Raw genomic sequence first — 13,015 nt, 5'->3', positions numbered from 1 at the left:
AGTGGTTGACATGATTTCTGATTGCTGTAGAATATGTCGGCTCAACAGGGCGAAATGCTCTGGCTCTTTAACAAACTGAATCGAAATAATTTGTGTGGGTATGTGTAGCGATACGTTTCTGTTAGAAACTATCGATACAGACCACGTCAATTTAAGCTTATAAATTACGTTCTGTAATCGAGTCAAGATTGGTCGCTAATCTTTCTTAGCGGCAAACCAAAATTAAACTGAAGAGTTTGATCATGGCTCAGATTGAACGCTGGCGGTATGCTTAACACATGCAAGTCGAACGCTGATAAGGTGCTTGCACCTTTGATGAGTGGCGGACGGGTGAGTAATGCATAGGAATCTGCCTATTAGTGGGGGACAACGTGGGGAAACTCACGCTAATACCGCATACGATCTACGGATGAAAGCAGGGGACCTTCGGGCCTTGCGCTAATAGATGAGCCTATGTCGGATTAGCTAGTTGGTGGGGTAAAGGCCTACCAAGGCGACGATCCGTAGCTGGTCTGAGAGGATGATCAGCCACACTGGGACTGAGACACGGCCCAGACTCCTACGGGAGGCAGCAGTGGGGAATATTGGACAATGGGCGAAAGCCTGATCCAGCAATACCGCGTGTGTGAAGAAGGCCTGAGGGTTGTAAAGCACTTTCAATGGGAAGGAACACCTATCGGTTAATACCCGGTAGACTGACATTACCCATACAAGAAGCACCGGCTAACTCCGTGCCAGCAGCCGCGGTAATACGGAGGGTGCAAGCGTTAATCGGAATTACTGGGCGTAAAGCGTGCGTAGGCGGTTGTTTAAGTCAGATGTGAAAGCCCCGGGCTTAACCTGGGAACTGCATTTGATACTGGGCAACTAGAGTTGAGTAGAGGGGAGTGGAATTTCAGGTGTAGCGGTGAAATGCGTAGAGATCTGAAGGAACACCAGTGGCGAAGGCGGCTCCCTGGACTCAAACTGACGCTGAGGTACGAAAGCGTGGGTAGCAAACAGGATTAGATACCCTGGTAGTCCACGCCGTAAACGATGTCAACTAACTGTTGGGTTCTTTAAGAACTTAGTAGTGGAGCTAACGTATTAAGTTGACCGCCTGGGGAGTACGGCCGCAAGGCTAAAACTCAAATGAATTGACGGGGGCCCGCACAAGCGGTGGAGCATGTGGTTTAATTCGATGCAACGCGAAGAACCTTACCTACCCTTGACATCCTCGGAACTTGTCAGAGATGACTTGGTGCCTTCGGGAACCGAGAGACAGGTGCTGCATGGCTGTCGTCAGCTCGTGTTGTGAAATGTTGGGTTAAGTCCCGTAACGAGCGCAACCCTTATCCTTAGTTGCCAGCGAGTAATGTCGGGAACTCTAGGGAGACTGCCGGTGATAAACCGGAGGAAGGTGGGGACGACGTCAAGTCATCATGGCCCTTATGGGTAGGGCTACACACGTGCTACAATGGCCGGTACAGAGGGCAGCGAAACCGTGAGGTCAAGCAAATCCCACAAAGCCGGTCCCAGTCCGGATTGCAGTCTGCAACTCGACTGCATGAAGTCGGAATCGCTAGTAATCGCGGATCAGAATGCCGCGGTGAATACGTTCCCGGGCCTTGTACACACCGCCCGTCACACCATGGGAGTGGGTTGCAAAAGAAGTAGGTAGTTTAACCTTCGGGAGGGCGCTTACCACTTTGTGATTCATGACTGGGGTGAAGTCGTAACAAGGTAGCCCTAGGGGAACCTGGGGCTGGATCACCTCCTTACAAAGACAGAACGCCGTTACACGTATCCACAACAAATTATTTCGATTGAAAGACGCACCTGGGTCTGTAGCTCAGTTGGTTAGAGCGCACCCCTGATAAGGGTGAGGTCGGAGGTTCAAATCCTCCCAGACCCACCAACGCGAAAAGCAAGACGAAAGCAGCAAGGCAACTGAACAAGCAAGAGACAGTCGTTGGATTGCTCCTGTGTTGATCTTGAGGGTTTCGGCTTTAGTCTTTTGACTGTTTTCGGGGCCATAGCTCAGCTGGGAGAGCGCCTGCCTTGCACGCAGGAGGTCGGGAGTTCGATCCTCCCTGGCTCCACCACTAGCCAGAAGCAAACCAAGCACCCGCGTCTGCCGTAGCCGTGAAGGCGATCATCTCTATAACGTTTGGCAACAGACTTTATAGAATTGGTCCTCGGATCAATACGCTCTTTAACAATATGGAAATCTGTAACCAAGTCTTGATCGGAAACGATCAAAACTGAAACGAGTTGCAGTTTATGAAAGGCAATTATCGAAAGATAAACGCCGAAAGTAAACCGCGAATCGTTCTCAAGCAACATCAGCGAACATGTCAGCTGACAAATAACTTAAATAGTAAGCCTAGCGAAGCCGGAGATGCAAATCGAAAGCTAAGTGAAAGCAGACGTATTCGGGTTATATGGTCAAGTGAATAAGCGCATACGGTGGATGCCTAGGCAGTAAGAGGCGATGAAAGACGTGGTAGCCTGCGAAAAGCTTCGGGGAGGCGGCAAACAGCCTGTGATCCGGAGATGTCTGAATGGGGAAACCCGGCGAGGATAACCTCGTCATCTTTGAGTGAATACATAGCTCACTGAAGCGAACCCGGAGAACTGAAACATCTAAGTACCCGGAGGAAAAGAAATCAACCGAGATTCCCTTAGTAGTGGCGAGCGAACGGGGACTAGCCCTTAAGTGTTGATGACGTTAGTGGAACGGTCTGGAAAGTCCGGCGATACAGGGTGATAGCCCCGTACACGAAAACGTCTTCAGCATGAAATCGAGTAGGTCGGCGCACGTGAAACGTTGACTGAATATGGGGGGACCATCCTCCAAGGCTAAATACTCCTTACTGACCGATAGTGAACCAGTACCGTGAGGGAAAGGCGAAAAGAACCGCGGAGAGCGGAGTGAAATAGAACCTGAAACCGTATGCGTACAAGCAGTAGGAGCCCCTTCGTGGGGTGACTGCGTACCTTTTGTATAATGGGTCAGCGACTTACATTTTGTGGCAAGCTTAACCGAATAGGGGAGGCGTAGGGAAACCGAGTCTTAATAGGGCGTTTAGTCGCAAGGTGTAGACCCGAAACCGGGCGATCTATCCATGACCAGGTTGAAGGTCAGGTAATACTGACTGGAGGACCGAACCCACTCCCGTTGAAAAGGTAGGGGATGAGTTGTGGATCGGAGTGAAAGGCTAATCAAGCTCGGAGATAGCTGGTTCTCCTCGAAAGCTATTTAGGTAGCGCCTCGTGTATCACTGCTGGGGGTAGAGCACTGTTTCGGCTAGGGGGTCATCCCGACTTACCAACCCGATGCAAACTCCGAATACCAGCAAGTGTCAGCACGGGAGACACACGGCGGGTGATAAGGTCCGTCGTGAAAAGGGAAACAGCCCAGACCGTCAGCTAAGGTCCCCAAATCTATGCTCAGTGGGAAACGATGTGGAAAGGCACAGACAGCCAGGAGGTTGGCTTAGAAGCAGCCACCCTTTAAAGAAAGCGTAATAGCTCACTGGTCGAGTCGGTCTGCGCGGAAGATTCACCGGGGCTAAGCATAGTACCGAAGCTACGGATTCACGCTTTGCGTGAGTGGTAGAGGAGCGTTCCGTACGCCTGCGAAGGTCGATTGAGAAGTCGGCTGGAGGTATCGGAAGTGCGAATGCTGACATAAGTAACGATAAAGGGGGTGAAAAACCCCCTCGCCGTAAACCCAAGGTTTCCTGCGCAACGTTAATCGACGCAGGGTTAGTCGGCACCTAAGGCGAGGCTGAAAAGCGTAGTCGATGGAAAACAGGTTAATATTCCTGTACCAGTATTAACTGCGATGGGGTGACGGAGAAGGCTATATCAGCGGTCTGTTGGAAGTGGCCGTTTAAGCAAGTAGGCAGGCATCTTAGGCAAATCCGGGGTGCTTTATGCTGAGATGTGATGACGAGTGTCTCGAAAGAAACGCGAAGTGATAGATGCCCTGCTTCCAAGAAAAACCTCTAAGCTTCAGGTTAATAGTGGCCGTACCCTAAACCGACACAGGTGGGTGGGATGAAAATTCTAAGGCGCTTGAGAGAACCCAGGTGAAGGAACTAGGCAAAATGATACCGTAACTTCGGGAGAAGGTATGCCCTTGGTACGTGTAAGCCCTCGCGGCTGAAGCGGAAGGGGGTTGCAAAAAATCGGTGGCTGCGACTGTTTAGCAAAAACATAGCACTCTGCAAACACGAAAGTGGACGTATAGGGTGTGACGCCTGCCCGGTGCTGGAAGGTTAATTGATGGGGTTATCTTCGGAGAAGCTCTTGATCGAAGCCCCAGTAAACGGCGGCCGTAACTATAACGGTCCTAAGGTAGCGAAATTCCTTGTCGGGTAAGTTCCGACCTGCACGAATGGCGTAACGATGGCCACACTGTCTCCACCTGGGACTCAGTGAAATTGAAATCGCTGTGAAGATGCAGTGTACCCGCGGCTAGACGGAAAGACCCCGTGCACCTTTACTATAGCTTGACACTGGACTTTGAACCTACTTGTGTAGGATAGGTGGGAGGCTTTGAAGCAGGAACGCCAGTTCTTGTGGAGCCAACCTTGAAATACCACCCTGGTATGTTTGGAGTTCTAACCTCGATCCATTATCTGGATTAGGGACAGTGTCTGGTGGGTAGTTTGACTGGGGCGGTCTCCTCCCAAAGAGTAACGGAGGAGCACGAAGGTACCCTCAGCCTGGTCGGAAATCAGGCAATGAGTGCAAAGGCATAAGGGTGCTTGACTGCGAGACGGACAAGTCGAGCAGGTACGAAAGTAGGTCTTAGTGATCCGGTGGTTCTGTATGGAAGGGCCATCGCTCAACGGATAAAAGGTACGCCGGGGATAACAGGCTGATACCGCCCAAGAGTTCATATCGACGGCGGTGTTTGGCACCTCGATGTCGGCTCATCACATCCTGGGGCTGAAGCAGGTCCCAAGGGTATGGCTGTTCGCCATTTAAAGTGGTACGCGAGCTGGGTTCAGAACGTCGTGAGACAGTTCGGTCCCTATCTGCCGTGGGCGTTTGAGATTTGAGGGAAGCTGCTTCTAGTACGAGAGGACCGAAGTGGACGAACCTCTGGTGTTCCGGTTGTCATGCCAATGGCATTGCCGGGTAGCCACGTTCGGACAGGATAACCGCTGAAAGCATCTAAGCGGGAAGCCCCTCCCAAGATGAGATCTCACTGGGACTATAAGTCCCCTGAAGGGCCGTTGGAGACGACGACGTTGATAGGCACGGTGTGGAAGTCCAGTAATGGGCGTAGCTAACGTGTACTAATTGCCCGTGAGGCTTGACCATATAACACCCAATGCGTTTGGGTTGTCACACGACAATCGCTGAACAAAACCTGAGAACGATACCAACTCATACAGATTTCCATGAAAACAGGTGAAAAGTACAAGGCACAACGTGTCAAACTACTTGAAAGGTCTAGCAGAGACTAGATTGATCCCTGTGCATGACGGTTGGCTTAAACCAACCAAACCAGTTTGCTTGGTGAACATAGCAAGCGTGAACCACCCGATCCCATCCCGAACTCGGAAGTGAAACCGCTTAGCGCCGATGATAGTGTGGCAGGTTGCCATGTGAAAGTAGGTCATCGCCAAGCTCTTAAATATCAAGCCCGTCTAACCACGGGCTTTTTTTTGCCCCTCGCTTTGCCCCCTTCATAACGCCCCAACAACGCGCCTCCAGCGGGCAAGCCACGCCAACATCGCACACCTTCTTCAACTTACCAGCACGGAGGAGCGAATCATCGCAATAGCGGCCTTTAGCAGCGGCTGCTATCTCGTGCCGGCCTTAAGCGTCTCCTGCCGAGCTTGCAGATTCAAAGCAGGCGCGAAGAATCTCCTCCAACTTCTTCATGCTCAAGCGCCTGGTCAGTTCTATGTTTCGTTGCGGTATGCCGGCCGGATCAGGATAGGTTGCCAAGGCATTTTCGATACTGCTTTCCCGAAGCAGATGTAACATCGGATACGGTGAACGATTCGTATAGTTTGCGGGATCGGCATCACTGCTATCGGCAAATCGGTAATGGGGATGAAAACTGGCTAATTGGTAGACGCCTTCGTATCCTTGATCGATTAGCAGTTGCTCTGCAATAGCCAATAGATCGAGATAGTCGTCGAAATCATCGAAAAATTCGGCGAGAATCAGCAACGTGGTTTCGGTTTCCGGATGCGTGTCCAGATGAATGCATTCGTCTATCAGTGTATTCAGGCAGGATTCGATGCTATTGCCATGCTCCACTCGGTAACGAATGCGGTTTCGTTGCTGCTCTCGTTTGGCAAAAGGGCAAATGTTGTATGCGATGACAAACGAGTTTAACCAAGCTTGCGTCGCGGCAATGATCTGTTGATTTGACATAACCAATTACTCAAGGTGAAAGAATGCACATTCGGCGCTGGTGTTTGCTTGCGGTAATGCTGCCTATTTTGGCAAACGCCGAAGTCTATCGTTGGACTGATGGTCAGGGGCGTAGCCATTATTCTGATCGTAACCACGCAGACGCGCAGGTGTTGCATATCGATTCCGGCATCAGCTACTACCGCGTGGAAAAAGTGTTCGACGGCGATACTATTTTACTGAACGACGGCCGCAAAGTCCGGCTGTTGGGGGTAAATACGCCGGAAGTCTCCGGCCGAAATAAATCGGCGGAATCTGGAGGCGAGCGGGCGAAGCAATGGTTGAAATCTAAATTGGAGCAACGGAAGGTATTTCTACAGGGCGACGTCGAAAAACAGGATAAATACCAGCGCACGCTGGCTTATGTATATGATGAAAATAAGCAACTGGTCAATCTGGAGCTGGTTAAAAACGGTTTGGCGACAGTCAATATTTATCCGCCCAATCTGCGATACGTCCCGGCCTTGTTGGCGGCACAAGATGACGCCGAACGTAATCATATCGGCATATGGTCGGACCCGGCTTACGCCCCAATCGCAGCCGAACAGTTGGATCAGACTAATTACCAGGGATGGAAGCGTTTGACCGGCAAGGTTAGTTTGCTAAAACGAACCGCGAAACATAGTTATTTGTTGCTGAGCGATGCGGTGTCAATCGCGATCGAGCCTGCTTCGATGGCATTATTTGCGGATTTGGAGGGGTATGTCGGCAGGCAGGTTGAAGCACGCGGTTGGGTCAGGCGTTCCAAAGGCCGCTTCTATCTGACGGTAAGGCATCCTGCCGATATTCGAAGCCCACCGTAGCGTTTCATTCTTCCTCGGCAAATAATTCCTGGATCATCTGCTTTTCTTCGTCGTTCAGGATGGATTCCGCGGAAAACCAACGGGTGCGTTGAAAAATTGCGTCTTCGGATTCTTTTCGCAGCGCGGCCCGGCGGTCTGTCTCTCGCCGCTCGGCTACCCGGCGTTCGCCGATACGGCGCTCGTGCTTGGGCCACAATAAATATTGTTGCTGAATGAAGGAAATCCATTCCTCCGAATTGAACGGAAATGGATTTATTCGTCTTTGTTGTTGGCGGCGCGCAGAGCGGCGCCGTGCCGAGAAGTCGCTATTCATCGCTGGCACTACCATTGGTTCCTCAAGCCGCAATTGTTTTCGGCAATGCAACTCGATAAGGCATTAAATAGTAATCGATATGCTCGTTGAGTAATTTCTTCGGTCGAGTGACTTACAACCATGGGTACAGCGTATTTTTAAATATTTGAACTGAGACGATATCGATATTCCAGTTTCAGATAAATTAAAATCCGATAAAGTTCCGTTCCAATCAGGGGGTAACCTGAATAGACATTTAGGTTACCGGGTTTTGCCAGATTGCGACAGTTTTTTGGGAAACAGCTTGTTTTATGCAGCGTGCGTTCTTGGCGCACTCAATCGAGCGCGGCTAACGCTGCGGTGTAATCGGGTTCGTCGGCGATCTCGCTGACCAATTGGGTGTAAACCACCTTATCGTGTTCGTCGATAACGACGATGGCCCGCGCGGTCAGCCCGGCCAATATGCTATCGAGCAGCTCGACGCCGTAATCGTGGGCGAAACTGGAGCGGAAGGTGGATAGAGGGACCACATGTTTGATGCCTTCGATTTCGCAAAAACGGACTTGAGCGAACGGCAGGTCTGCAGATACGGCCAGCACCACAGTATTCGGTAAGTGCGCCGCTTTTTCGTTGAATTTGCGGGTTGAAGCGGCGCAAGTGGGCGTGTCCAGGCTGGGGACGATGTTCAATACCTTACGCTTACCGGCGAATTCCGCCAAGCCGACGTCCTGCATTTTCCGGTTAGTCAGCAGGAAATCCGGAGCCGGAGTGCCGACTGCCGGCAAATCGCCGACGGTGTTGATGGGTTTGCCTTGAAAGGTGATGGTTGCCATGCTGGGTTCCTGAAGTGGTGATTATCTATATCCGCGGCAATTATTTTTTGCGCTTGCTGAAGTCGATCAACCGTTTACGCTTTTTAATTTGGCGTTCGCTGAGCTGGTTTTTTTGGCCGTGAAATGGATTTTCCGGCGATTTGAATACCAAGCGTACCGGCGTGCCTTTCAAGCGGAGTTGATCGCGGAAGTAGTTCATCAAATAGCGCTTGTAGGCGCCGGGCAGGGCGTCGGTTTGCACGCCGTGAATCACTACCACCGGCGGGTTGCGGCCGCCCTGGTGGGCATATTTCAATTTGATCCGGCGACCGCCGACCAGCGGCGGTTGGTGCGCGGCTAGCGCATCGGTCAGTATTCGGGTCAATAACGGTGTGGACATGTCGACCATCGCCGAATCGTAAAGGCTGTGCACCACATCGAACAATTTGCCGACGCCGCTGCCGTGCAAGGCCGAAATCGGATGTTTTTCGGCAAAGTCCAGAAACGACAGCTTCATTTCGATTTGTTTTTTTACGAAATCGCGGTGTTCGGCGTTGAGGCCGTCCCATTTGTTCAGACCGATAATCAAGGCGCGGCCGGCCTCCAATACCAACCCCAAAATATGCGCATCCTGATCGGTGACACCCTCGCGGGCGTCGATCAAGTAGATCACGACATGGGCTTTTTCGATCGCTTGCAGCGATTTGATAATGCTGAATTTTTCCACGGTCAACGACACTCGGGAGCGGCGGCGCATACCGGCGGTGTCGATTAACGTGAATTTCTTGCCGTCGCGTTCGAACGGGATGTAAATGCTGTCGCGGGTAGTGCCCGCTTCGTCGAATACCACGACGCGTTCTTCGCCGAGCAAACGGTTGACCAGCGTCGACTTACCGACATTGGGCCGACCGACGATGGCGATGGCAATGCCGGGGTCTTCTTCCTGAATTTCGTCAGGTTGTTCCGGTAACAGCTCGTCGATCCGCCCCAACAATTCGTGTACGTTACGGCCGTGGCTGGCGGCAATCGGCACCGGTTCGCCGAGCGCCAGGCTATAGAAATCGTGGGTAACCGTATTGCTGTCGATACCGTCGATTTTATTGACGACCAATACCACCGGTTTACCCAATTTGCGCAGCATGTCGGCGATGGCGTCGTCGGAGGCGTTGATGCCGTCGCGGGCGTCGACCATAAAAAACACCACGTCCGCTTCCTGCAACGCAATTTCGACCTGTTTCTTAGCGAACGCGTCGATGCCTTCCTGGTCGTCGGTGATGCCGCCGGTATCGACTACCAGGCAATCGCGCTCGCCGCGTTTGACCCGGCCGTACTGGCGGTCCCGGGTCAGCCCCGGATAATCGGCCACCAAGGCCTCGCGGCTACGGGTCAGGTAATTGAAAAGGGTGGATTTGCCGACGTTGGGCCGGCCTACAAGAGCAATAACGGGTAGCATGAAATTATCTGGCCTTCAGGGCAGCGAGGGTGCCGTCTTTGGCATAAATGTAAACAGTATCGTCCACGACTACCGGTTTGGCCTCAATCGCCGCTTTGCTGACTTGGATTCGTGCCAATTGGCGGCCGTCGGTCACCGACAGCCAGTGCACGTAACCTTCGAAATCGCCAACCACGACATAGCTTTGGTAAGCCACCGGTGCGGTAAGGCGGCGGTTGTGCAGATCCTTTTGCTTCCACAGCGAAGCGCCGCTACGTTGGTCGAGTTGCCAAACGTCGCCTTGGGTATCGCTGATATAGATGTAACGGTAATCCAGACTGAGTCCGGTGTAGGACGACACGGCTTCGTTACGCCACAGCACATCGCCGTCGATTTCGGAAACCGACGAAGCGCCTCCGGTAAAACTGGCAACGTAAATCGCGCCCCTGCTGGCAGCCGGATCGGCGTCGAGATCGACCAACCGTTCGACTTCGGAACGGCCGCTGGGTATCGCAATTGTAGCTTCCCACACCGCTTTGCCGTCGTTCAACTGCAAAGCTTGCAGTTTACCGTTGGCCGCGCCGGCAATGACGTTGCCTTCGATGATAATCGGCGTACCGGCGCCGCGGATGCTTAACGCCGGCACACTGTGTTCCGAGGTCCAAACCAAACCGCCGTCGCTTTCGCGCAAGGCCAGAATCTTGCCGTCGGTGGTACGGATAATCACCGTGCCGCGGCTAACCACCGGCGTGGCCTGCACTTCGCTGGGAACGTCGGTTTTCCAGCGCTGCTCGCCGCTGGCCCGGTCGAAGCCGATCACCTCGCCGGTGTTGGTACCCATCACCACGGTGTTGACACCGAGGCCGGGGCCGGCGGAGAAGCTGTATTCGGTATCGGTTTCCCAGGCTAGATTGCCGCTGGCGGCATTGCGTGCCTGCAGATGGCCTTTGTAGTCGGCGGCGTAAACCGTACCGTCGGCTACGGCCGGGATCAATTTCAGATACTTTTCGTCGGCACCGGTGCCGACCGACTCTTTCCAAACCGTTTCCAGTTGCAGTTCCGGCGTGTATTCCTGCAGTGCGGCAGGTGGGTCGGCATTATCGTCGTCGCCCATCACGTAGTCGGTTATGCCGGAGATAAAATCCCGGCCGGCATTCAGGCCGGCGCATCCGCCCAACAGCAATGGCCCGGCGACCAGTGTCGCGAGAGTCAGGTATCTGGCTTTCCTTATTTGCATGGCCTAAAAGAAACGGATTTCGAAAACGTTAATTGGCGGCAGTCGGTGCCACGGCGGGCGCGGCAACGTCGTCCAATTTGAACTGAGTCAGCGGTGTGGCTTGGCCGGTTCTGATCGCGCTTTGGTAGGCGCTACGCGCTTCGTCGATTCGGTCGAGCGCGACGTACAAATCGCCTTGCAATTCGTCGTAACTGGCCGAGAAGCCCTCAGCTTTGGCCGGATCGACTTCGGCGATCAATTGCAAACCTTGCTCGTATTGGCCGGAAGCCAGCATCAGCTGGATTAAGCGCAGCCGGGCCACGTGTTTCAGCGGTTCGCTGTCCGCGGTTTGAATCGCTTGTTTCAGAACGGCTTTCGCACCTTCCAGATCGCCTTTTTGCACTTTGGCCTTGGCTAGCTGCAAATTGGCATAATGGGCATATACAGTCCCCGGAAATTCGCTCGGCAAGCGTTCGGCCAACTTTTCGGTAGACTCGCCATTATCTTTAGCGGCGCTTTCCAGCATCTGCTGGTACATTTGCGAAGCCTGGCTGCGTTGGTTGGTCTGATGGTTTTGCCACATGTTCCAGCCGGCGACCAATACCAGTGCCGTGGCCACGCCGGCGATTAGCGATGTCTGGTTGGCCTCCCACCATTTTTTCAACTGTTCCAGTTGTTCTTCTTCGGTATCGTAAATTGCCACGGTGTTTCTCTTATCTTTCCAGGTTACAGGGATTTGGGTTGATGCCGGTCCCGCAGGAATTGCAGGAGTTGGCTGTGGTCGAGAGTGAGTTGTTCCCGATCGGCGCGCAAGGGTTTCAACGCGATCTCGCCGCGGGCCGCTTCGTCGTCGCCGATGACAATGGCGTATTCGGCTCCGGATTTGTCGGCTTTTTTGAACTGGCTTTTAAAGCTGCCGCCGCCACAATTGACTTGCAACTTCAGTTGCGGCAGTTGATCGCGGAGAGCTTCCGCCAGGCGCATGCCGGCGGCTTCGGCAGCGTTGCCGACCCGAATCATGAATACGTCGACGCCGACGGCTACCGGAACCGTTTCCAGCAGCTCCAATAACGCGAGTATGCGTTCCATGCCCATTGCAAAACCGATCGCATGGTTGGCTTTACCGCCCAATTGCTCGATCAAGCCGTCGTAGCGGCCGCCGGCGCAGATGGTGCCTTGTGAGCCAAGCCGTTCGGTGACCCATTCGAATACGGTCTTGCCGTAGTAATCCAGGCCGCGCACCAGGCGGGTGTTGATGCGGTAGCCGATGCCCAAATCGTCCAAAGTCGCTTTCAGACTGTCGAAATGGGCCAAACTTTCCTCACCCAAATGGTCGAGCAACACCGGGGCTTGTTGCAGCATTGCCTGCATCTCCGGATTCTTGCTGTCCAGAATGCGCAGTGGGTTAGTCTCTAGCCGGCGCAGACTGTCTTCGTCCAGCAGATGCAAGTGTTGTTTGAAATATTCGACCAGTGTGCCGCGGTAGGCCAGGCGTTCGTCGCTGGTGCCCAACGAGTTGATTTGCAGTTCCACCATGTCGCGAATGCCCAAGCGTTTCCACAAACGGTCGCTGAGCAGAATCATTTCGGCATCGATATCGGGCCCCGGCATGCCGTAAGTCTCGACGCCCAATTGGTAGAATTGGCGGTAGCGGCCTTTTTGCGGGCGCTCGTGGCGGAACATCGGGCCGTAATACCACAAGCGGTGGCTTTGGTTGTGCAGCAGACCGTGCTCGAGGCAGGCGCGCAGGCAGCCGGCGGTCCCCTCCGGGCGTAAGGTCAAAGAATCGCCGTTACGGTCTTCGAAGGTATACATTTCTTTTTCGACGATGTCGGTGACTTCGCCGATCGAGCGCTTGAATAGTTCGGTTTTTTCGACGATCGGCAGACGGATTTCCTGGTAGCCGTATCCGGCCAATACTTGGCGGGCTTGGCTCTCGAGCCATTGCCAGTAAGGCGATTGCTCGGGAAGAATGTCGTGCATGCCGCGGATGGCCTGAATAGCCTGTTGTTGTTTTGCCATGGGTTTACTGCA

The 13,015-nt window shown here is 53.3% G+C and carries 8 protein-coding genes, 2 tRNA genes and 3 rRNA genes; 6 read left to right on the top strand and 7 right to left on the bottom strand.

The annotated features are described in order from the left end of the window. Positions 1-224: 224 nt before the first annotated feature. The 5 genes from MKFW12EY_RS15140 (at position 225) to rrf (ending at position 5,629) form a co-directional block, all read left to right on the top strand. Positions 225-1,760, top strand: a 16S ribosomal RNA gene (locus tag MKFW12EY_RS15140). Positions 1,761-1,820: 60 nt separating this feature from the next. Further along, positions 1,821-1,897 (top strand) — tRNA-Ile (locus MKFW12EY_RS15135). A 111-nt stretch (positions 1,898-2,008) separates the two neighbouring features. Further along, positions 2,009-2,084: transfer RNA gene (locus MKFW12EY_RS15130), tRNA-Ala, on the top strand. Between the two features lie 341 nt (positions 2,085-2,425). Next, positions 2,426-5,319 (top strand): 23S ribosomal RNA (locus MKFW12EY_RS15125). 194 nt (positions 5,320-5,513) lie between these two features. Continuing rightward, a 5S ribosomal RNA gene (gene rrf, locus MKFW12EY_RS15120) occupies positions 5,514-5,629 on the top strand. Together the 16S, 23S and 5S rRNA genes with 2 tRNA genes alongside form the textbook arrangement of a ribosomal RNA operon. A gap of 191 nt (positions 5,630-5,820) precedes the next feature. Here the strand turns inward: rrf and MKFW12EY_RS15115 are convergent. After that, positions 5,821-6,387, bottom strand: coding sequence for a DUF1415 domain-containing protein (locus MKFW12EY_RS15115; protein WP_221053298.1), 567 nt, complete (start codon positions 6,385-6,387; stop codon positions 5,821-5,823). A 23-nt stretch (positions 6,388-6,410) separates the two neighbouring features. On the opposite strand from MKFW12EY_RS15115, the gene MKFW12EY_RS15110 reads away from it, so the two are divergent. Further along, positions 6,411-7,229: a thermonuclease family protein gene (locus tag MKFW12EY_RS15110; RefSeq protein WP_054759742.1), complete on the top strand. Its 819-nt coding sequence runs from the start codon at positions 6,411-6,413 to the stop codon at positions 7,227-7,229. Positions 7,230-7,233: 4 nt separating this feature from the next. Here the strand turns inward: MKFW12EY_RS15110 and MKFW12EY_RS15105 are convergent, their stop codons facing one another. From MKFW12EY_RS15105 to hisS, 6 genes are all read right to left on the bottom strand, one after another. Beyond that, positions 7,234-7,551 (bottom strand): hypothetical protein, encoded by a 318-nt coding sequence (locus MKFW12EY_RS15105; RefSeq protein WP_157198110.1) that lies wholly within the window; start codon positions 7,549-7,551, stop codon positions 7,234-7,236. Between the two features lie 305 nt (positions 7,552-7,856). Beyond that, on the bottom strand, positions 7,857-8,354 hold the full coding sequence (gene tpx / locus MKFW12EY_RS15100; protein ID WP_054759747.1) for a thiol peroxidase: 498 nt from the start codon (positions 8,352-8,354) through the stop codon (positions 7,857-7,859). Positions 8,355-8,394: 40 nt separating this feature from the next. After that, a complete protein-coding gene (gene der, locus MKFW12EY_RS15095) occupies positions 8,395-9,786 on the bottom strand; it encodes a ribosome biogenesis GTPase Der (protein ID WP_221053297.1) in 1,392 nt (463 codons plus the stop codon). A gap of 4 nt (positions 9,787-9,790) precedes the next feature. Beyond that, a complete protein-coding gene (gene bamB / locus MKFW12EY_RS15090) occupies positions 9,791-11,002 on the bottom strand; it encodes an outer membrane protein assembly factor BamB (protein ID WP_064021040.1) in 1,212 nt (403 codons plus the stop codon). Positions 11,003-11,030: 28 nt separating this feature from the next. Beyond that, positions 11,031-11,684, bottom strand: a complete 654-nt coding sequence (locus MKFW12EY_RS15085; RefSeq protein ID WP_221053296.1) for a YfgM family protein — start codon at positions 11,682-11,684, stop codon at positions 11,031-11,033. A 23-nt stretch (positions 11,685-11,707) separates the two neighbouring features. Further along, positions 11,708-13,003, bottom strand: a complete 1,296-nt coding sequence (gene hisS, locus MKFW12EY_RS15080; RefSeq protein ID WP_221053295.1) for a histidine--tRNA ligase — start codon at positions 13,001-13,003, stop codon at positions 11,708-11,710. Positions 13,004-13,015: the final 12 nt, after the last annotated feature.

Origin of the sequence: Methylomonas koyamae (assembly GCF_019669905.1) — a bacterium.
GTDB classification, from domain to species: domain Bacteria; phylum Pseudomonadota; class Gammaproteobacteria; order Methylococcales; family Methylomonadaceae; genus Methylomonas; species Methylomonas koyamae.
This window is presented reverse-complemented; position numbering and strand designations above follow the sequence as displayed.